The sequence below is a fragment of the Lysobacter solisilvae genome, from assembly GCF_016613535.2.
GTDB lineage: Bacteria > Pseudomonadota > Gammaproteobacteria > Xanthomonadales > Xanthomonadaceae > Agrilutibacter > Agrilutibacter solisilvae.
The window spans coordinates 1563053-1582896 of sequence record NZ_CP071518.1 but is presented as its reverse complement, the minus strand read 5'-3'; the positions used below and the strand labels follow the sequence as shown (position 1 = coordinate 1582896).

Annotated in this window: 15 protein-coding genes and 1 pseudogene; 7 read left to right on the top strand and 9 right to left on the bottom strand. The window is 69.5% G+C overall.

What is annotated here, in order from left to right; all coding sequences use genetic code 11:
* Window positions 1-126: 126 nt before the first annotated feature.
* Window positions 127-618 carry an Mpo1 family 2-hydroxy fatty acid dioxygenase gene (locus I8J32_RS07065; RefSeq protein ID WP_200616282.1) on the top strand — a complete coding sequence of 164 codons (492 nt, stop codon included), beginning with the start codon at window positions 127-129 and terminating at the stop codon, window positions 616-618.
* A gap of 115 nt (window positions 619-733) precedes the next feature.
* On the top strand, window positions 734-1621 hold the full coding sequence (locus I8J32_RS07060) for a DMT family transporter (RefSeq protein ID WP_200616283.1): 888 nt from the start codon (window positions 734-736) through the stop codon (window positions 1619-1621).
* Between the two features lie 57 nt (window positions 1622-1678).
* Here I8J32_RS07060 and I8J32_RS07055 read toward each other — a convergent pair whose 3' ends face one another.
* The 6 genes and pseudogenes from I8J32_RS07055 to hppD all read right to left on the bottom strand — a co-directional run bounded on the left by I8J32_RS07055 (window position 1679) and on the right by hppD (window position 8242).
* Window positions 1679-2563 carry an NAD-dependent epimerase/dehydratase family protein gene (locus tag I8J32_RS07055; RefSeq protein ID WP_200616284.1) on the bottom strand — a complete coding sequence of 295 codons (885 nt, stop codon included), beginning with the start codon at window positions 2561-2563 and terminating at the stop codon, window positions 1679-1681.
* Window positions 2560-3849, bottom strand: a complete 1290-nt coding sequence (nhaA, locus tag I8J32_RS07050) for a Na+/H+ antiporter NhaA (protein ID WP_200616285.1) — start codon at window positions 3847-3849, stop codon at window positions 2560-2562. The genes I8J32_RS07055 and nhaA overlap by 4 nt, the downstream gene beginning before the upstream one ends.
* Window positions 3850-3860: 11 nt before the next feature.
* Entirely contained in the window at window positions 3861-4892 is a 1032-nt protein-coding gene (locus tag I8J32_RS07045; RefSeq protein ID WP_200616286.1) for a sodium:calcium antiporter, read from the bottom strand.
* A 123-nt stretch (window positions 4893-5015) separates the two neighbouring features.
* Window positions 5016-5669, bottom strand: a complete 654-nt coding sequence (locus I8J32_RS07040; RefSeq protein WP_200616287.1) for a lectin — start codon at window positions 5667-5669, stop codon at window positions 5016-5018.
* Between the two features lie 71 nt (window positions 5670-5740).
* Window positions 5741-7039 (bottom strand): homogentisate 1,2-dioxygenase, encoded by a 1299-nt coding sequence (hmgA, locus tag I8J32_RS07035; RefSeq protein ID WP_200616288.1) that lies wholly within the window; start codon window positions 7037-7039, stop codon window positions 5741-5743.
* A 92-nt stretch (window positions 7040-7131) separates the two neighbouring features.
* Window positions 7132-8242, bottom strand: a pseudogene (gene hppD, locus I8J32_RS07030) (4-hydroxyphenylpyruvate dioxygenase).
* 70 nt (window positions 8243-8312) lie between these two features.
* On the opposite strand from hppD, the gene I8J32_RS07025 reads away from it, so the two are divergent.
* On the top strand, window positions 8313-8897 hold the full coding sequence (locus I8J32_RS07025; RefSeq protein WP_200616290.1) for a MarR family winged helix-turn-helix transcriptional regulator: 585 nt from the start codon (window positions 8313-8315) through the stop codon (window positions 8895-8897).
* 221 nt (window positions 8898-9118) lie between these two features.
* Here the strand turns inward: I8J32_RS07025 and I8J32_RS07020 are convergent, their stop codons facing one another.
* The 3 genes from I8J32_RS07020 to I8J32_RS07010 all read right to left on the bottom strand — a co-directional run bounded on the left by I8J32_RS07020 (window position 9119) and on the right by I8J32_RS07010 (window position 12296).
* The gene (locus I8J32_RS07020; RefSeq protein WP_200616291.1) at window positions 9119-10627 is read right to left on the bottom strand and encodes a peptide MFS transporter; all 1509 of its coding nucleotides are present in this window, start codon (window positions 10625-10627) and stop codon (window positions 9119-9121) included.
* A 353-nt stretch (window positions 10628-10980) separates the two neighbouring features.
* Window positions 10981-11376, bottom strand: coding sequence for an NUDIX domain-containing protein (locus I8J32_RS07015; protein ID WP_200616292.1), 396 nt, complete (start codon window positions 11374-11376; stop codon window positions 10981-10983).
* A gap of 8 nt (window positions 11377-11384) precedes the next feature.
* Window positions 11385-12296: a tryptophan 2,3-dioxygenase gene (locus I8J32_RS07010; protein WP_200616293.1), complete on the bottom strand. Its 912-nt coding sequence runs from the start codon at window positions 12294-12296 to the stop codon at window positions 11385-11387.
* A gap of 337 nt (window positions 12297-12633) precedes the next feature.
* On the opposite strand from I8J32_RS07010, the gene I8J32_RS07005 reads away from it, so the two are divergent.
* The 4 genes from I8J32_RS07005 to I8J32_RS06990 all read left to right on the top strand — a co-directional run bounded on the left by I8J32_RS07005 (window position 12634) and on the right by I8J32_RS06990 (window position 19711).
* A complete protein-coding gene (locus tag I8J32_RS07005) occupies window positions 12634-15858 on the top strand; it encodes a lamin tail domain-containing protein (protein WP_207526839.1) in 3225 nt (1074 codons plus the stop codon).
* A 309-nt stretch (window positions 15859-16167) separates the two neighbouring features.
* Complete coding sequence (pdhA, locus tag I8J32_RS07000) at window positions 16168-17241, top strand: pyruvate dehydrogenase (acetyl-transferring) E1 component subunit alpha (protein ID WP_200616295.1); 1074 nt, start codon at window positions 16168-16170, stop codon at window positions 17239-17241.
* Between the two features lie 14 nt (window positions 17242-17255).
* Entirely contained in the window at window positions 17256-18275 is a 1020-nt protein-coding gene (locus tag I8J32_RS06995; protein ID WP_200616381.1) for an alpha-ketoacid dehydrogenase subunit beta, read from the top strand.
* A gap of 92 nt (window positions 18276-18367) precedes the next feature.
* The gene (locus I8J32_RS06990) at window positions 18368-19711 is read left to right on the top strand and encodes a dihydrolipoamide acetyltransferase family protein (RefSeq protein WP_207526880.1); all 1344 of its coding nucleotides are present in this window, start codon (window positions 18368-18370) and stop codon (window positions 19709-19711) included.
* The last annotated feature ends 133 nt before the right edge of the window (window positions 19712-19844 follow it).

The following is a 19844-nucleotide window of genomic DNA, read 5'->3' as shown; positions in this document are numbered from 1 at the left end:
GGTGCGTCACCCACCGGAACGGGTGTCGCCTATCCCCGTCCGCCCGCTGATGCCGGGCTTTTCAGTCCCGCGCCACCGCTCCCTTCCATGGCGTACAGTCCCCCCAGCGCTCCCTGGGAACCCGCAATGAACGCCACCGCCGACCGCCCGATCGAACGCCCGATCGACCGCTGGTTCGCCAGCTATTCGGGCGACCATCGCAACCCCACCAACCAGCTGATCCACGTGATCTGCGTGCCGGCGATCCTGTGGAGCGTCATCGCGCTGCTGTGGTGCATCCCCTCGCCGGGCAGCTGGTTCCGGCCCGGCCTGTGGGCCGGCCTGGCGATGTTCGGCGCCTGGATGTTCTATTACCGGGCATCCAAGCCGCTGGGCTTCGGCATGCTCGCGGCGTTCGTGCTGCTGGGCTGGTTCACCAAGTACCTGTACGACACGCTCGGCGCGACCGGATTGCTGTACACGGCGATCGGCGTATTCGTGGTGGCCTGGATCGGCCAGTTCGTCGGCCACAAGATCGAAGGCCGCAAGCCCAGTTTCCTGACCGACCTGACCTATCTGCTGATCGGCCCGGCGTGGGTGCTGGCCAAGCTGTTCCGCAAGCTGGGCTGGGCCTACTGACGTCGCGCGGCCGCCGCGCAACACGACCGCGGCTGCGTTCCCACCGACTTTCCCGCGCGACGGCCACGGCCCGTCGCCCTCGCTCACGCGCACGCCCCTACTCACTCTGGTCCCCATGCCTGCACGCGACGTCGGCCTCATCCTGCTGATCTGCCTGGCCTGGTCGATCAACTTCCTGACATCGGCGCTGGCGTTGCGCGAGATCCCGCCGTTCCTGTTCACCGCGCTGCGTTTCGCGCTGCTCGCCTTGCCGCTGTCCTTCATGCTCAAGCGGCCCGCACCCGGGCAGTGGCCGCGCCTGATCGCGGTGGCGCTGTGCATCGGCGTGCTGCACTTCGGGCTGAGTTTCACCGCGCTCAAGCTCGCCGGCGACCTGTCCTCGCCGGCAATCGTCATGCAGAGCTACGTGCCGATGACCACGCTGCTGGCCTGGTGGGTGCTGGGCGAACGCTTCGCCTGGCGCACGGGGCTGGCCATCGGCGTCAGCTTCGCCGGCGTACTGGTGCTGGGCTTCGATCCGCTGGTGCTGGACCGGCCGCTGTCGCTGGTGCTGATGGTGATTTCGGCCGCGTTCCTCGCCCTGGGCACGGTCCTGATGAAACCGCTCAGGGGGCTGGATGTCTTCAGCCAGCAGGGCTGGACCGCGGTGTTCAGCGTGCTGCCGCTGCTGGCGATCAGCGTCGTGCTCGAGCCAGGCGGCCTGGCGCAGCTGCCGTCGGCCAGCGCGGTGGCCTGGGGCGGCGCGTTGTACGCCGCCTTCGTGTCCTCGCTGTTCGGCCACGGCCTGTACTACCTGCTGGTGCAGCGCCACCCGGTCGCGCAGGTCACGCCGTGGCTGCTGCTGGTACCGGTGCTGGCGGTGTCGCTGGGCATCGCGTTCTGGGGCGATCGGCCCGGCCCGCGGCTGTGGATCGGCGGCGCGATGGTGCTGGGCGGCGTGCTGATCATCGCGCTGCGCGGGATCGCCAAGTCGCGGTCCGTGCCGGCGGCGGAAACACCCTAAGTAGAAGCTCCTTGAGCAGAGATCCCTGAGCGCAAGCGCACTGCCCCGCATCGCGGCTCAGTCCGCCGCGTCGTCCTCGTCCGTGCGCGCTTCGAACATGCGCGCCGTCGGCGCGAAGCCGCGCGGCGCGTAACGCAGGTCGCGCTGTGCCGGTGCGGGATCGAACACCAGGTGGGTGCGCATGCGCAGGACCGCCGCCTCGCCCAGCCCGGTGCCCCGTCCGGTCAGGCGCGCCATGGCGAGGGCCAGGTTGAACAAGGGCGAGGGCAACTCGACCAGGGTCGGCACGGGCTCCAGGGTTTCCAGCACACGCAGCACCATGTCGCGGTAGGCGAGGGTTTCGCCGCCGGGCAGCGCATAGGCCTGGCCATGCGACGCCGCGCTGCCGATCGCGGAGAACGCCGCGCTGGCCAGGTCGTCCACGTGGACCGGCTGGCGCAGGCCGCAGGCGCGCCGCGGCAGCGGAAAGCGGCCCCACTGGCTGGCCAGGTGGGCAATGCGCGTCAACGTGGCATCGCGGCCCGCGCCGTAGACCAGCGTGGGCCGCAACAACGTGGCCGCCGCATCGCGCGCGGCGGCGGCGGCCATCACGCCCTCCTCGCCTTCGCGCAGGCGCTGGGCCAGGTCGCGTTCGTGCGGGTCGGCCGAACCCCGCTTGACCTCGATGCTGGTCGAACCGAAGGCCACCACGCGCGGGCATTCCAGGCGGCTGCCGCCATACCAGCGGGCGAAGGCATCCAGCGGCCCGCAACTGAGCAGCACGTCGACCTGTTCGGGCAGCGTGGGCATCGCGTCGAAGTCGCCCCGCAGCCAGGTCAGGCCCAGCCGTTCGTGCTGCGGCTGGCGCGAGACGGCGGTGACACGCCAGCCATCGCGCAGCAGGCGTCCAAGCAGGGGCCGGCCGATCTGGCCACTGCCGCCGAAAACCAGTGCGTGCTTCATTCGCGCTCCGGGCCGTCAGGAATGGCGGAAGTCCGTTCTTCGGCCGCAGGGGCGGGCACGCGCGGCGGCAGGACCGCCCGCAGCCACAGGCCACCCAGGACCGCCGCGATCAGCGAGGCGCCCAGCACGCCCAGCACCGACTCGTCGTAGCGCCAGCGTTCGGCATAGGCGAGCGAGGCGATGAACAGACTCATCGTGAAACCGATGCCGCACAGCATCCCCAGTCCCAGCATTGCGCGCCCGTCCATGCCGGCCGGGAACCGCGCCCAGCCCAGCGCGCGCATCGCCCACGCGGCGCCCACGATGCCGATCGGCTTGCCCAGTACCAGGCCCAGGGCGATGCCCAGCGGCAGCATCGCCAGCGCATCCTCGGCGCGCAACCCGCCCAGCGGAAGGCCGGCATTGAGGAAGGCGAACACCGGCAGGATCGCGAAGGCCACCCAGGGGTGGAGGGCGTGCTCGAGGGTTTCCAGCGGCGAGTGCTCGACCTCGTCGGAAATGGCGTTGCGTGGATCGACGTGCGGAATCATCAGCCCGGTGGCGACGCCGGCCAAGGTGGCGTGCACCCCCGACTTGAGCACGCACACCCACAGCACGAGGCCCAGCAGCAGGTAAGGCCACAGCGCCAGGACGCGGCGGCGGTTGAGCAGCGCCATCGCCGCCAGCACGGCGGCCGCCAGGCCCACCGCCGGCAGCGACAGGCCATGCGAGTAGAAGAGCGCGATGATCACGATGGCGATCAGGTCGTCGACCACCGCGATCGTCGACAGCAGCAGTTTCATGCCCACCGGCACGCGCGGCCCCAGCAGCGCCAGCACGCCCAGCGCGAAGGCGATGTCCGTGGCGGTGGGCACCGCCCAGCCACGCATCGCGCCCGGGTCGTCGTGGTTCAACGCAATGAAGAACAGCGCCGGCACCGCGACGCCGGCGCAGGCGCAGACCAGGGGCAGGATCAGTCGTTCGCGGCCGGCCAGCTGGCCGCTGAGGGTTTCGCGCTTGATCTCCAGCGCCACCAGCAGGAAGAAGATCGCCATCAGGCCATCGTTCACCCACAGCAGCAGCGGCTTGGCCAGTCTGACCTCGCCCGTGCCCAGCTGGATCGTCATGTCGCGCACCGCGGCGTACTGGTGCACCCACGGCGAGTTGGCGATCGCCAGCGCCAGGGCGGCGGCGGCGATCAGCGTGATCCCGCCCGCCGCCTCCAGGCGGAAGAATTCCACCAGCGAGCGCAGGGCGCGCGGCAGGTGGAAGACCGCGCCGTGCGGCGCGTGGGGTGGCTCGCTCATGGGGAGCGAGTCTAACGGCTGGCGAACAGTTCCACGGCGACGTAGAGGGCGTAGGCGAGCAGCAGCAGGCCGCCTTCGGTGCGGTTGACGCGCATGTCGCCGCGCAGCACCGGGTACAGCATCAGCGCGAACGCCAGCGCGGCCAGCAGCTCGTAACCCAGTGGCAGCGAGAAGCTGCTCACCAGGGGCTTCAGGCTCATCTGGGTCATCGGCAGGTCGATCGAGCCGAACGCCGCCATGCCGCCGATCACCACCAGGATGTTGAACACACTGGCGCCCAGCACGTGGCCCATCACCATGTCGCCCTGCCCGCGGCGGGCGGCGGCGATGGCGGCGGCGACTTCCGGCAACGCGGTGCCGATCGCGACGGGGATCAGGCCGGTGAGGACCGGCGACAGGCCCATGCCCTGGCCGATGTGCGAGGCGCCGACATCCGACAGATCCAGGCCGAACAGGTGCACGCCGGGCCCGCCGACGATCAGCAGCGAGCCGATCCACAGCAGGAGCGCGCCGAGGACGAAACGGATGACGTTCTGCATCGGCAGCGTGCTGGTTTCCGCGAACCGGGCGATGTCCTCGCGCAGTTCCCGCGACTCGCCGCGGCTGCGCATCAGCGCATAGAAGAAGACGCCGACGAAGGCCAGCAGCATCGCCAGCCCCTCGACCTGCGAGAGCCTGCCATCGGCGCCCAGCACCAGCACCGCCACGGTGCCCAGCACGAGGATCCACAGCAGGCGGTTGAGCGTCTGCCAGCGCATCACCAGCGGCGCGGCCAGCGCGGCCGCGCCCAGGGTGAGCCCGACGTTGGCCGTGTTGCTGCCCACCGCGTTGCCCAGCGCCAGCTCGCCCTGGCCATGCAGGGCGGCGGTGAGGTTGACCGCCAGCTCCGGCAGCGAGGTGGCGAAGGCCACCAGCACCAGCCCCGTGGTGAAGGGCGACAGGCCCAGCTTCCTGGACAGGCCCGAAGCGCCCTTGACGATCGAATCGCCGCCCAGTGCGAGCAGCACCAGGCCCAGCGCGAACAAGCCGACTGCCAGGATCATCGTGGTCGCCTCCGATAGGGTGGATCGATCTTACCGTTTCAACGTGGACTGCCGTCGCGGGTGGCCGCCGGGCCGGTCCGGCGGCGCCGGCCCGGGACCGGCGATGCCCGGCGACACGTCAGGTCAGCTGCAGCCTTCGACGTAGTCGACCTGCGGCGGCACGCCGACGTGCCATTCGGTCACCTTGCCCGCTCCGTCGGTCTCGAACACCAGCACGCCGTTGCCGGCGGTGTCCTTGATGCGCAGGTACTTGCCGTCGGAATACTTGTGCGGCGTGACCTCGACGCGGTCGCCGTAAAGCTCCGCGATCCGGGCCTGCGTCATCCCGCGCTTGCCGCCGCCCGGGGCGACTTCGCGATCGTTGCCGACGTCGTAGCGGACGAATTTTCCGCCGTCCATCATCAGGGCGAAGTAGGCCTGTTCCGGATTGGAAACCGGATTGACGTAGTAGCAGTGCGAGCCGCTGGTGGGTCCACCCAGTTCCCCGTCCCAGGCCTTGCGGGCGTCCTGCGCGCTCATGCCGAAACGCATGTCGCCGTAGCCGTCGAAGCGGGCCAGCTGATCGGAGGCGGGAGGTTCGGAGGCCGGCGGCGGTACCGGTTCGGCCGGCGGCGGCGTCCCGGTGGACGGCGCGGGCGCAGGCTCGGCGGACGGGGTGGTTTCGGCGACCGGTGTCGTGGCGTCGGTCGCGGGCGGGGTGCCGGCGCCATTGCAGGCGGCCATCACCAGGACGAACGCGGCGAGCGGGGCGAGGCGTGGAATGGCGGAAGGCAGCATCGCGGACTCCAGGATCGGAGTCCGCAGCCTATCCACGCGGCGTGCAGGCCGCGCGAAACCCTGTCGCGAGCCTACGCGTCCGCGGCGCGGAACTGCTTGCGCAGGCCGGCCCAGCAAGCCTGGTAGTCGCGCTGCCGATGGGCGGCGTCGATGGCTTGCCGGGTCGGACGGATCACCGCGCGCGTCTCGAACATGAAGGCCATCGTGTCGCCGATCACGTCCGGCCTGGACAGGTCCGCGGCACTGGCCTTGTCGAACGTGGCCGCGTCCGGGCCGTGCCCGGTCATCGAGTTGTGCAGCGAGCAGCCACCCGGCGCGAAGCCTTCGGCCTTGGCGTCGTACGCACCGTGCACCAGGCCCATGAACTCGCTGGCGATGTTGCGGTGGAACCACGGCGGACGGAACGTGTCCTGCGCCACCAGCCAGCGCGGCGGGAAGATCACGAAATCCATGTTGCTGGTGCCGGGCGTGTCGCTGGCCGAATGCAGCACCAGGAAGATCGAAGGATCGGGGTGGTCGTAACTGATCGAGCCGATCGTGTTGAAGCGGCGCAGGTCGTACTTGTAGGGCGCGTAGTTGCCGTGCCAGGCGACGACGTCCAGCGGCGAGTGGCCGATCGGCGCGCGCCACAGGTGGCCCTGGAACTTGGCGATCAGCTCGAACTCCCCTTCGCTGTCCTCGAAGGCGGCGTGCGGGGTGAGGAAGTCGCGCGGATTGGCCAGGCCGTTGCTGCCGATGGGACCCAGGTCGGGCAGGCGCAGCAGCGCGCCGAAGTTCTCGCAGACATAGCCGCGCGCGGCGCCGTCGGGCAGTTCGACCCGGAAGCGCACGCCGCGCGGGATCACCGCGATCTCCTGCGGCTCCACGTCCAGCACGCCCAGTTCGGTCGCGATATGCAGTCGGCCCTGCTGCGGGACGATCAGCAGCTCGCCATCGGCGTCATAGAAGAAGCGCCCCTGCATCGGGGCATTGGCCGCATACAGGTGGATGCCCACGCCATGCTGGCCCGCGGCCGAGCCGTTGCCGGCCATGGTGTAGAGCCCGTCGACGAAGTCGGTGGGCTGCGCCGGCAGCGGCAGCGGACTCCAGCGCAGCTGGTCCGGCGAGACCGGCCCGCCGTCGAAGTCGTTGTGGAAGGCCGGTTGCGCGAAGGGCTCGAACGCCCCGTGCATCGCCGCCGGTCGAATGCGGTACAGCCAGCTGCGCCGGTTCTCGGCGCGCGGTGCGGTGAACGCGGTGCCCGACAGCTGCTCGGCGTACAGCCCGTGCGCGACGCGCTGCGGCGAGTTGCGCCCGACCGGCAACGCGCCGGCGACCGCCTCCGTGGCGAATTCGTTGCCGAAACCAGATTGGTAGCCGTTCGATTTCATATGGGTCCGTAGGGCGGGTCTTGACCCGCCATTGCCAAGTATCCGTTGCGGGTTGACCTGCCCGAGGCCTGATGCCGACCGTTTCTACCGCCTTACAGCACGCCCCGCTTCATCTGGTCGCGTTCGATGCTCTCGAACAGGGCCTGGAAATTGCCCTCGCCGAAACCCTCGTTGCCCTTGCGCTGGATGATCTCGAAAAAGATCGGGCCGATCGCGTTCTGGGTGAAGATCTGCAGCAGCTTGCGCTGCTTGGTCTCGGCGTCGGCGTCGATCAGGATCTTGTTCCTGTGCAGGCGCGCGACATCCTCGCCGTGGTTGGGCACGCGCTGGTCGATCACGTCGAAATAGGTGTCGGGCGTGTCGAGGAACTCGACGCCCTGCGCGCGCATCGCTTCCACGGTGTCGTAGATGTTGTCGGTGAAGCAGGCGATGTGCTGGATGCCTTCGCCCTTGTACGCGTCCAGGTACTCGTTGATCTGCGACTTGGGGTCGGAGGATTCATTGAGCGGGATGCGCACCACGCCGTCCGGCGCGGTCATCGCCTTGGACACCAGGCCGGTCTTGGCGCCCTTGATGTCGAAGTAGCGGATTTCGCGGAAGTTGAACAGGCGCTCGTAGTAGTCCGACCACTTGGCCATGTTCCCGAAGAACAGGTTGTGCGTGAGGTGGTCGATGAAGGTCAGGCCGAAGCCCTTCGGGTCCTGGTCCGCGCCGGGGATGGGCAGGTAGTCGTCGGCGTAGATCGAGCCCTTGTCGCCGTACTTGTCGACCAGATAGAGCATGCAGTCGCCGATGCCCTTGACCACCGGCGCGTCGACGGCCTTCGTCTCGGCCTTGTCGGTCACCGCCTCGCCCCCGTTGCCGATGACGGTGTCGAACACGACCTTGGAGGGCTGCTGGAAGCGGATCGCAAAACCGCAGGCGCTGGGGCCGTGCTGGGCGGCGAAGTCCGCGGCAAAGCTGTCCGGATCCTCGTTGACCAAGGAAGTTGACGCCGCCCTGGCGGTACACCGTGATCGGGCGCGATTTGTGACGCAGCACCGCGGTGAAGCCCAGCTTGCGGAAGTAGTTGTGCAGCAGGGGGGCCTGGCCGGCGGGCGCGGCGAATTCGACGAATTCGAAGCCGTTGATGCCAAGCGGATTTTCGAACGTGGTGACCTGCATGCCGAGGTTCGGGCCGGTCGCGGCGGTCTGGGCGCTCATGGCGAAGACTCCTGTTAACGTGGGACGCGAAGGGCCGCGGAGCGTGCCCGAACGCCGACTATAGTTTCAGATGAAACCAACAACAAGCCAGAACCCGACCGCCGGTCAGGATGCGGCTAGCTCCGCGTCCGCGGCTACGGCCGCTCCGGCCAAGGCCGCCCCGTCGGGCCAGCCGGCCCAGGGCCATGCCCATTGGGAACTCGACCGGTTCCTGCCCTATCGGCTGAGCGTGCTGTCCAATCGTGTCAGCCAGACCATTGCCGGGGCGTATGCGCGCCGTTTCGGACTGGGGGTCACCGAATGGCGGGTGATCGCGGTCCTGGGCCGCTACCCCGGCCTGTCCGCCAATGCGGTCGCCGCGCGCACCGCGATGGACAAGGTCGCCGTCAGCCGCACCGTCGCGCGCCTGCTCGAACGCGGGCTGCTCCAGCGCGACACCCACGACGATGATCGCCGCCGTTCCGTGCTGGAACTCAGCGGCGACGGCTATCGCATCTACGACGAGGTCGTGCCGGTGGCGCTGGACTACGAACGCCGCCTGCTGTCGCCGCTGGATGCGGACGAATGCGCGCAGCTGGACCGGCTGCTGGAAAAGCTGGCCCAGGGCATGAAAGGCATGGAGTCCGACCCGGACGGCGCGCTGCCTGAGGAGTGAGGTTTACCGGCGGGGCTTGACCCGGCGCCGTCGCACTCCGGCCGTGGGCGAGCGTTGCCCGGCCTCTCGATCCATTGGGCGGGTCTTGATCCGCCACCCCACGCATCTCCAACGCACGTGGTGGGCCAAGGCCCACCCTATTCTTCCTGGACAAAAAAACGGCGGCCCGGAGGCCGCCGTTTTCGTATTCCGGTCCGTGCCCGCAGGCGCGGATCGAGGCGTTACTTCACGCCGTGCATCAGCCTCTGGATCAGCGGGGCGATCAGGAACAGCAGCGCGCCCGGGATCACCAGGGCCCAGAAGCCGAAGGTGTAACCCGACAGCGCCGACGCCGCGGTCATGCCGGTCTCGCCGCTGACATGGCCGGCGAAGATGCCGGACAGGTTGTTGCCGATGCCGGTGGACAGGAACCAGCCACCCATGCCGAAGCCCACCAGGCGCAGCGGCGCCAGCTTGGTCACCATCGACAGGCCGATCGGCGACAGGCACAGCTCGCCGATCGACTGGATCACGTAGACCATGAACAGCGTCCAGAACGGGATCATGTTGGCGGCGTTGAGCAGCGAGGTCAGCGCGAACATCAGCAGCAGGAAGGCCAGGCCGTTGAAGATCAGGCCGAGGCCGAACTTGCGCGGGATCGACGGGTTCGCCTTGCCGAGCCTCACCCACAGCCACGCCATGACCGGCGCGAAGGCGATGATCGCCAGCGAGTTCACCGACTGGAACCAGGCCACCGGCCAGGCGAAGCCCATGACGTTCTTGTCGACGATCTTCTCGGCGAGGAAGGTGAACGAGCTGCCCGCCTGCTCGAAGAACATCCAGAACAGGATGTTGAAGGTGAAGATGATCAGCATCGCGATGGCGCGGTCACGCTGCACCGGGCCCTCCTTGATGCCTTCGACCAGGATCATGATGCACAGCAGGGCGAACATCGGGAACAGCACGAACCACTGCAGCGTGGTCGCCTTGATGGAGAGCAGGAAGTAGATCAGCGGGATCGCGACCAGGGCGCCGATCAGGGTGAACACCACGCGGCCCTTGTGCTCGCCGCCCTCGTTCGGGCGACCGATGCCGCCGAGCTGGCGGCGGCCGAACCAGAACCAGACCAGGCTGATCAGCATGCCCAGGCCGGCCGTCATGAACACGACCTTGTAGGCCGGCATGTCAGGAGTGCCGCCAAACATGCGTTCGGCGAGCCAGCCGGTCAGGAGCGGCGCGATCATCGCGCCCAGGTTGATGCCCATGTAGAAGATGGTGAAGCCCGAGTCGCGGCGCTCATCGGTCGGCGAATAAAGCTTGCCCACCATCGTCGAGATGTTCGGCTTGAACAGGCCGTTGCCGGCGATGATCGTGGCCAGCCCGAACTTGAAGATCTCGGGATTGGGCATGGCGATCATGAAAAGACCCGCCGCCATGATCACCGCGCCGAGCAGGATCGAGCGCTGGTAGCCGAGCACCCGGTCCGCCACATAGCCGCCGAAGATCGCACCGGCATACACCAGCGCCAGGTAGGCGCCGTAGGTCTGGTTGGCCGAAGCCTCGCCGGTCGAACTGCCAGCATGGAACTGCGCCACGATGTACAGCACCAGCGCCCAGCGGATGCCGTAGAAGGCGAACCGCTCCCAGAACTCGGTCATGAACAGCATCCACAGGGGACGCGGATGGCCCATTACCTGCGTGAATTCCGGGATTGGTGCACCCGGCGACATTGCTTCTGTGGCACCGCTCATGCGGCTTCCCCCGTCGTTGATTCAGGAAACAAATACCCCCACGGATGCGAGGGACGGGCGAGGATCACCGAACGCGGCAGGGCACGTCAAACCCGAAAGCGGTGCTGCGGCGCAGCAATTCCCGGGCGTATCCGGGACGCCCGGGGCGGCCGCCGACCGCGAGCCCCGCAAGCGCCGGCCGCCGTGCAATCGCCACCCGCGCGCCCGGTCCGGCCCCGCGACCGGCCGCCAAATCCGGACAAGCCGGGGCACGCCCACGCACGCCGCCGTGGGCCGCTGCCGGGGGGCGCGTGATCTGGGGATCCGGCTGCCGTAAGCCCGAAGCCACTGCGCACTGCGGAAGATGGCGGGCGCTACGTGCCGTCCGCCAGCACCCGCGCCAGCATCGGCGGGAAGCCGGCATGCGCCGCGGCCAGCCGCGCCTGCGCCGTCGGCAGTCCGCACCATTCGATGTGGGCATGTTCAGCGGGCTGGCGGTTGTGCGGCTCGCCCGACCAGGCGCGCACGCGGGCGACGCGCAGGCGCCAGTCCCCGCCTTCCAGCGTCCCGACCCAGTCCCACTCCAGCGCGCGCACGCCCAACTCCTCGGCCAGCTCACGATGCAGTGCGGCTTCGGGGGACTCGCCCGGCTCGATATGCCCGCCGAACAGATCCCAGGCATCGGGCAGCCAGGCCCGGTTGGGGGCACGACGGCCCAGCAGCACGCGTCCGTCCCGAACCAGCAGCGCACCGACACAGTCGTGCGCCACCGGGTCCATCACACCGCGGGCGCGTCCGGCACCGGCGCGCCGTAATTGGCGCTGCCGTGACCGGTATTGAGCCCGATGGAGGTGCGGACCTCGAACAGTTCGGGGAAGAAAGTCAGTTCAAGCGCCTGCTTGAGGAAGCCCACGCCCGACGATCCGCCGGTGCCACGCTTGAAGCCGATGATCCGCAGCACGGTGCGCATGTGGCGGAAGCGCCACAGCTGGAACTGGGTTTCGAGGTCCACCAGGTCCTCGCAGAACGCGTATTCGCGCCAGTACGTGGCGGTGTCCTCGTAGATGCGTTCGAACACCGGCACCAGCGCGGGGTCGGACACGTGCGGGCGCGACCAGTCGCGCGCGCGGTGCGCTTCGGGCACGGCGTGGCCCCAGCGGGCCAGGTAGACCAGGAACTCGTCGTACAGGCTCGGCGCGTCCAGCACTTCCTTGAGCGAGGCGTGTCCGGCCTCGTCGTGGGCGAACACCTTGAGCATCGCCTCGTTCTTGTTGCCCAGCAGGAATTCGATGGTGCGGTACTGCAGCGACTGGAAGCCCGAGGACGGGCCCAGGATCTCGCGGAACTCCATGTATTCCGACGGCGTCAGCGTCTCCAGCACCGACCACATCTCGGTCAGCTGGCGCAGCACCTGCTTGCAGCGGGCCAGCACCTTGCGGCATTGCCAGACGTGGTCGTTGCGCAGGAACACGGTCGCCGCCCGCAGCTCGTGGATCATCAGCTTCATCCACAGCTCGGCCACCTGGTGCTGGACGATGAAGAGCATCTCGTCGTGGTGCGGCGGGCTCGACAGCGGCTGCTGCGCGCTGAGCAGGCGCTCCAGGTGCAGGTAGCCGCCGTAGCTCAGGCGGCCCGACAGGTCGGTGAGGATGCCCGTTTCGAGGGCGCGCGTGTTCTTGTCGACGGTCATGGGCTCGGGCTCTTGGCCAAGCGTTAAAGGGTAACGCATGGGCTGGCAGGTCTCGTTTGATCCAGGTCATTGCGGATCGCGGGTGGACCCCGCCGGTTCAGCAGCGCCGGTGAGCACAGCGCACCGGGACGCCCTGCCCGGCGATCCGACGACGGACCCCACGTGCCGTGCGCTTACCCGCGCCACGCGACTGCGGCCGACAGGTTGGAACCTCGCGCCGTCATATTCCTGAAATGCATATGAGGAAAATGCCGTGCACAATTGCGCCCGCACAACGGCCGTCCTGGCCGGGTCCCTGGGCCGGATCGTGCGGGCTTTTTCAAATTCGGGGAACTGCATGAACAAGTATGTTGGCCGCCTGGTCTGGGCGGCAGTGGCCGGTATTGCGCCCATCACCGGTGCACACGCGCAGGTGGTCGTCAGCCAGGTCTATGGCGGCGGCGGCAACAGCGGCGCCACGCTCAAGAGCGACTTCATCGAACTGCGCAACAACGGCGCGACCGCCGTCAACCTGGCCGGCTGGAGCGTCCAGTACGCCTCGGCCGCCGGCACCAGCTGGACGCGCACCAACCTCGCCGGGACGATCGCGGCCGGCGGCTACTACCTCATCAAGCAGGCCGACGGCACTGGCGGTACGGTCACCCTGCCCACGCCCGACGCCACCGGCACCATCGCCATGTCCGGCACGGCCGGCAAGATCGCGCTGGTCAGCAATGCCACCACCCTCAGCGGCGCCTGCCCGCTCGGCGGCGCGGTGGTCGATTTCGTGGGCTTCGGCACGGCGGCCACCTGCGCCGAGACCGCGCCCACCGCCACCCTGTCCAACACCACCGCGGCCGTGCGCAATGGCAACGGCGCGGTGGACACCCAGAACAACCAGGCCGACTTCGCCGTGCTGGCGCCCAACCCGCGCAACAGCGGCACGGTGGTCGAGCCGCCGGTGCAGGCCCTCGCGCTGACCATCGCCCAGATCCAGGGCGACGGCCTGCGCTCGGCCCATGTCGACAAGCTGGTGGTGACCGAAGGCATCGTCACCGCGCGCAAGTTCAACAACGGCTTCTTCCTGCAGAGCGTCACCGGCGACGGCAACGCGGCCACGTCCGAAGCGGTGTTCGTGTTCACCGGCAGTGCGCCGCCGGCCACCGCCGCGGTGGGCAACCGCGTGCGGGTCACGGCCAAGGTGGAGGAATTCATTCCGGCCACCGGCCCGCACCAGCTCACCATCACCGAGCTCAGCGCGCCGACGATCGAAGTGCTGGCCACCGGCGAAACCCTGCCGGCGCCGGTCGAACTGACCGCCGGTGACCTCGGTCCCGGCGCGCAGCCGGCGACGCTGGAGCGCTTCGAAGCCATGCGCGTGAGCGTCGCCTCCGCCGTCGTGGTGGGCGCCTCGGAAGGCCGCATCGACGAGGACGACGCCACCGCCTCCAGCGACGGCGTCTTCTACGTCACCCTGCCCGATGTCGCCACGCCGTTCCGCGAGCCGGGCATCCCCGCGCTCGACGTGACGCCGATTCCAGCCGGCAAGAACCCGCCACGCTTCGACACCAACCCCGAACGCCTGATGGTGCGCAGCCGCGGCCAGATCGACGCGCTGCCCCTGTCGGTCGACAACCGGGCCCAGGTGAGCGGCCTGCTCGGCGTGCTGGACTACTTCAGCGGCACGTGGGCGATGCTGCCCGACACGGCGACCCCGCCGCAGGTGAGCGGCGGCATGGCGCCGACCGCCGTGGCCGACGCGCCCTATGAAGCGGTGACGGTGGGTGGCTTCAACCTGCTGCGCTTCTTCGACGAAGTGGCCGACGGCAACGGCGCGCCGACCCTCAAGCCCGAAGCCCTCGACAAGCGCCTGACCAAGACCTCCGCGGCGATCTGCGACTACCTCAAGGCCCCCGACATCCTGGGCGTGGTGGAAGTGGAGAACGCACGCGTCCTGCAGATGCTGTCCGACCGCCTGCAGGCCACCTGCACGCGCGCCCCGGCCTACGTGCCCTACCTGGTGCCCGGCAACGACGTGGGCGGGATCAACGTCGGCTTCCTGGTCGCCTCGCGCGACAACGGCGCGGGCGTGGCCCGCGTCGAAGTGCTCGGGGTCACCCAGTTCGGCAAGGACGCCACGCTGCTGAACCCGAACGGCTCGACCGACCTGCTCAACGACCGCCCGCCGCTGCTGCTGCGCGCGCGCGTGCACCAGGACAACGGCGCCAGCTACCCGATCACCGTCGTCATCAACCACCTGCGCTCGCTCAACGGCGTCGACGGCCTGGGTGCCGGTTCGGGCGGCTGGGCCAGCGAGGGCGCCCGCGTGCGGGCCAAGCGCGGCGCACAGGCGGCCTACCTGGCCGGCCTGGTCGAACAGCTCCAGCAGGCCAACCCGGCCGAGAAGATCGTGCTGCTGGGCGACTTCAACACTTTCGAGTTCAACGACGGCTACGTCGACGTGCTCGGCATCGTGCGTGGCGAGGAAGCCGCGGCCGACCAGGTGCTGGACTACGTGGACAGCCCGCTGACCACGCCGCTGGTCGACGGCTCGCAGCTGATCGCCGACCCGGCGCAGCGCTACTCCTACGTGTTCGAGGGCAACGCGCAGACGCTCGACCACGCCCTGGTGAACCAGTCGCTGCTGGCCGATGCACTGGCCGTCGACGTCGACCACGCCCGCATCAACGCCGACTTCGGCGTCGACAACTACGCCGACATGTCGGTGCCGGTGCGCGTGTCCGACCACGATCCGGTGCGCGTGGCCATCGCCGTGCCGGCCTTCCGCAGCGCCGACCTGTCGGTGGCACTGGCCACCAGCACGCCGGCGGTGCACGTCGGCCAGACGGCCCGCTACACGCTGGACGTGGCCAATGCCGGTCCCAGCGCCGCCGCCAGCACCGCGGTGGCCCTCGTGTTCGACGCACGGGTCGCCCCGGCTGTCACCGCCCCGGCCGGCTGGACCTGCGCGGCACCCGTCCAGGATCCCGCTACCACGACGGTCACCTGCACCATCGCCACGCTGGCGACCGGCGCGGGCGCACGGTTGGACGTGGCCGTCCTCGTCCCCGACGCGATCGGCGGTGGCGCGCTGCGCCTGGGCGTGGCGGTGAACTCGGTCCTCACCGACCGCCACAACGGCGACAACCAGGCCGCCGTCTCGGTAGCCGTCGACGCGCAGGCCAACCTGTGGCTGTCGCTGTCGGGTCCCGCCAAGAAGCTGCACTACGGGCGACTGGAGCCGTTCGTGGTCCTGCTGGGCAACCGCGGCCCGGACGCCGCCTGGCAGCCGGTGGTCACGCTGCGCGGCGATGCGCCGGCGGCCAACGTGGCCTTCGTCGCCCCGCCGGGCTGGACCTGTGGCGTGGATGGCGACGACCATGACTTCGCCCTGACCTGCCGCGCCAGCGGCGTGGTCGCCGCCGGCAGCCTGCGCGGCCTGGGCGTGGCCCTGCGGATTCCCGCGCGCAGCGACAGCACGCAGTTCCTCACCCTGGACGCCTCGGTGGCCAGCACCACGCCGGACGCCGATACCGCCGACAACCAGGCGCAGTACCGCAACCGCATCGTGGGCGTGCCTTGATCGGCATGCCCTTGATCGGCATGCCCTTGATCGGCTGCCCTTGATCGGCATGCCCTTGATCGGCATGCCCCTGTCCGGCATGCCGTGACCGGGATGTCCTGACCGGCCCGGAGCCGGACGCGGGCGCCGATCGTGGCGCCCCCGTACATGCACCCTGCAAAGCGCGGCTTCGGCCGCGCTTTGTTTTTTCCGGAGCACTGCGCTGCATGGCGCGACCGTACGCCGCCCGCTTGCCGCATTGCGCAACGCCGCGCTAACCGGCGGCGGGTATCATCGGGCGGCTGAGAACGATGGGATGAAGGATCCGCGATGACGATCGCCGCACGCTACGAAATCGAACACCTGCAATACCTGGGCGCCGATGGCGCGCTCGTGGCCGAGCCGCCGGCCGACCTGGCCGACCCGAAGGCCCTGCTGCCGCTGTTCAAGCAGATGCTCTTCGTGCGTGTGTTCGACACCAAGGCCATCGCGCTGCAGCGCACCGGCAAGCTGGGCACCTATGCCAGCTGCCTGGGCCATGAGGCCACCCACGTGGGGATCGGCGCCTCGATGCGCCCCGAAGACGTCTTCGCGCCGAGCTACCGCGAGTACGGCGCGCAGTTCATGCGCGGCGTGCAGCCGCGCGAAGTGCTGCTGTACTGGGGCGGCGACGAACGCGGCAACGACTTCGCCGGCCCGAAGCACGACTACCCGTGGTGCGTGCCGATCTCGACCCAGTGCCTGATGGCCGCCGGCGCCGCGCTGGCGTTCAAGCTGCGCAAGGAGGACCGCATCGCGGTCGCCTGCTGTGGCGATGGCGGCTCCTCGAAGACCGATTTCTACGCCGCGCTCAATTCCGCCGGCGCGTACACCTCGCCGCTGGTGCTGTGCGTGATCAACAACGGCTGGGCGATCTCGGTGCCGCGCTCGGCGCAGACCGGCGCCACCACGCTGGCGCAGAAGGGCCTGGCCGGCGGCCTGCACTGCCTGCAGGTCGACGGCAACGACCTGATCGCCGTGCTCGAAGGCATGCGCCGCGCCACCCAGCGCGCGCGCAACGGCGAGGGCGGCACGGTGATCGAATTCCTCACCTACCGCCTGCACGACCACACCACCGCCGACGACGCACGTCGCTACCGCGGCGAGGAAGAGGTGAAGTCGGCCTGGGGCCGCGACCCGATCCCGCGCCTGCGCGCCTATCTCACCGCGAAGGGCGCCTGGAGCGAAGCCGAGGAGAAGTCCTGGGCCGAGGACTGCGGCAAGCGCGTGGACGAGGAAATCAACGCCTACCTCAACACGCCCGTGCAGCCGGTGGAGGCGATGTTCGACTACCTCTATGCCGACATGCCGCCGGACGTGCAGGCGCACCGCGCCGCCGCGCTCGCGCTGGAGGGTCGCTCGTGAACAAGGCCGAGACCATGCCCAAGATCGACACCGCCGCCGCCACGCCCACCGCTGCACCCACCGCGATCACCCTCATCGAGGCGATCACCCAGGCCATGGCCTGGGAGATGCGCCATGACGACACGGTCGTCGTGCTCGGCGAGGACGTCGGCGTCAACGGCGGCGTGTTCCGCGCCACCGCGGGCCTGCAGCAGACCTTCGGCCCGCAGCGCGTGCTCGACACGCCGCTGGACGAGACCACCATCGCCGGCCTCACCGTCGGCATGGCCTCGCAGGGCATGAAGCCGATCGCCGAAGCGCAGTTCGACGGCTTCATGTACCCGATGGTGGACTTCATCGTCTGCCACGCCGCGCGCATGCGCTACCGCACGCGTGGCCGCCTGCACTGCCCGATGGTGCTGCGCGTGCCGTGGGGCGGCGGCATCCGTGCGCCGGAGCACCACTCCGAGGCCAACGAGTCGATCTTCACCAACGTGCCCGGCCTGCGCGTGGTCATGCCCTCCTCGCCCGCACGCGCCTACGGCCTGCTGCTGGCCGCGATCCGGGAACCGGATCCGGTGATCTTCATGGAGCCCAAGCGCATCTACCGCCAGTACAAGGAAGTCGTGCCCGACGACGGCGAGGCGCTGCCGCTGGACGTGTGCTACGTGCTGCGCGACGGCACCGACGTGACCCTGGTGACCTGGGGCGCACAGGTGAAGGAATCGCTGGAAGCGGCCGAGAAGCTCGCCGGCGAGGGCATCAGCTGCGAGGTCATCGACGTGGCCACGCTGCGGCCGCTGGACTTCGCGACGATCGCCGAATCGGTCTCGCGCACCGGTCGTTGCGTGATCGTGCACGAGGCCCCCAAGACCGCCGGCTTCGGCGCCGAGATCGCCGCGCGTCTGGCCGAGGAGTCGATGTACGACCTGGTCGCGCCGGTCGAGCGCGTCACCGGCTACGACACGCACATCCCTCTGTTCCGCCTGGAAATGAAGTACCTGCCCAGCGTGGACCGGATCGTGGCCGCGGTGCACCGGGCCATGTCGGTATAGGGCGGGTCTCGACCCGCCGCCTCGCGACTCACTCCGGCGTTTTCCATCCTTTCGACACCTCGCGGCGGGTTCAAACCGCCCCACAAGCGGACCTGACGATGACCAAGACGTTCTTCCTCCCCGACCTCGGCGAAGGCCTGCCCGACGCGACCATCGTCGAGTGGATGGTCAAGCCCGGCGACACCATCATGCTCGACGCGCCGCTGGTCTCGATGGAAACCGCCAAGGCCGTGGTCGAAGTGCCCTCGCCGGTCTCCGGCAAGGTGCTCAAGCTCGCCGGCGGCCCGGGGGACATCGTCATCACCGGCAGGATGCTCGCCGAGTTCGAAGTGGACGCCGCGCTGCCGCAGCGCGCCGAAGGCCAGGACACCGGCCACCACCACGGCGGCGGCCACGCCGAAGCGGCAGCGCCCACGGCTGCGCCGGAGCCCGAGACGAAGACGGAGTCCATCCGCGAAGACAGCGGCACCGTGGTCGGTGCGATGCAGAGCTCCGACGCGGTGCGCAGCGAGAGCGCGGTCGCCGTCGGTGGCGTCAAGGCGATGCCCGCCGTGCGTGCGCAGGCGCGCAAGCTGGGCGTGGACATCACCCGCGTGCGCGCCACCGGCGCCGACGGCGTGGTGACCATGGACGACGTCAAGCGCGCCGCCGCCGACGGCAGCGCGAAGGCCGGCGCCGCGCCCGCCCCCGCGCGTGCGGCGGCGCCCGCGCCTGCGGCGGCCCCGGCGCCCGCGGCCCGCAGCACGCTGTCGCAGTCCGGCAAGCCGATGCGCACCCAGCCGCCGGGCGTTGCCGCCAGCGGCCAGCCCGAACAGCTCAAGGGCGTGCGCCGCAACATGGCGCGCGTGATGGCCGACGCGCACAGCAAGGTCGTGCCGACCACGCTGGTCGACGATGCCGACCTGCACGCCTGGATCGGCAAGCAGGACATCACCGCCCGCCTGGTGCGCGCGATTGTCTCTGCCTGCAAGACCGTGCCCGCGCTCAATGCTTGGTTCGACGGCGACAACCTCACCCGCACACAGCACCCGCACGTGGACATCGGCATCGCGGTGGACACCGACGATGGCCTGTTCGTCCCGGCGCTGCGCAATGCCGACATGCTCGACGGCGCGGGCATCCGCACCGGCATCCAGCGCCTGCGCGCGCAGGTCGAGGACCGCAGCATTCCGTCGAGCGAGCTGGCCGGCTACACCATCTCGCTGTCCAATTTCGGCATGTTCGCCGGCCGCTACGCCACCCCGGTCGTGGTCCCGCCGTGCGTGGCGATCATCGGCGCCGGCAAGCTCAGCCACGACGTGGTGGCCGTGATCGGCGGCATCGAGGTGCACCGCCGCCTGCCGATCTCGATCACCTTCGATCACCGCGCCTGCACGGGCGGCGAGGCGGCGCGCTTCCTGAAGGCGCTGCTGGACGACATGGCCGCACCGAACTGACGCCTGTCCACCTTCATGGGGCGGGTCTCGACCCGCCGCTTTTCGGAAAGACATCGGCGGGATGAGATTGCAGGGCCCGGGGGCGTGACGCCCGCATGCAAGGCGGCGGGTCAAGACCCGCCCTATGCGCTCG

What these genes read in the sequence shown, in the direction of transcription:
- I8J32_RS07065 (WP_200616282.1), top strand. Translation starts at nt 127, where the DNA reads ATGAACGCCACCGCCGACCGCCCGATCGAACGCCCGATCGACCGCTGG.
- I8J32_RS07060 (WP_200616283.1), top strand. Translation starts at nt 734, where the DNA reads ATGCCTGCACGCGACGTCGGCCTCATCCTGCTGATCTGCCTGGCCTGG.
- I8J32_RS07055 (WP_200616284.1), bottom strand. Translation starts at nt 2,563, where the DNA reads ATGAAGCACGCACTGGTTTTCGGCGGCAGTGGCCAGATCGGCCGGCCC.
- nhaA (WP_200616285.1), bottom strand. Translation starts at nt 3,849, where the DNA reads ATGAGCGAGCCACCCCACGCGCCGCACGGCGCGGTCTTCCACCTGCCG.
- I8J32_RS07045 (WP_200616286.1), bottom strand. Translation starts at nt 4,892, where the DNA reads ATGATCCTGGCAGTCGGCTTGTTCGCGCTGGGCCTGGTGCTGCTCGCA.
- I8J32_RS07040 (WP_200616287.1), bottom strand. Translation starts at nt 5,669, where the DNA reads ATGCTGCCTTCCGCCATTCCACGCCTCGCCCCGCTCGCCGCGTTCGTC.
- hmgA (WP_200616288.1), bottom strand. Translation starts at nt 7,039, where the DNA reads ATGAAATCGAACGGCTACCAATCTGGTTTCGGCAACGAATTCGCCACG.
- I8J32_RS07025 (WP_200616290.1), top strand. Translation starts at nt 8,313, where the DNA reads ATGAAACCAACAACAAGCCAGAACCCGACCGCCGGTCAGGATGCGGCT.
- I8J32_RS07020 (WP_200616291.1), bottom strand. Translation starts at nt 10,627, where the DNA reads ATGAGCGGTGCCACAGAAGCAATGTCGCCGGGTGCACCAATCCCGGAA.
- I8J32_RS07010 (WP_200616293.1), bottom strand. Translation starts at nt 12,296, where the DNA reads ATGACCGTCGACAAGAACACGCGCGCCCTCGAAACGGGCATCCTCACC.
- I8J32_RS07005 (WP_207526839.1), top strand. Translation starts at nt 12,634, where the DNA reads ATGAACAAGTATGTTGGCCGCCTGGTCTGGGCGGCAGTGGCCGGTATT.
- pdhA (WP_200616295.1), top strand. Translation starts at nt 16,168, where the DNA reads ATGACGATCGCCGCACGCTACGAAATCGAACACCTGCAATACCTGGGC.
- I8J32_RS06995 (WP_200616381.1), top strand. Translation starts at nt 17,256, where the DNA reads ATGCCCAAGATCGACACCGCCGCCGCCACGCCCACCGCTGCACCCACC.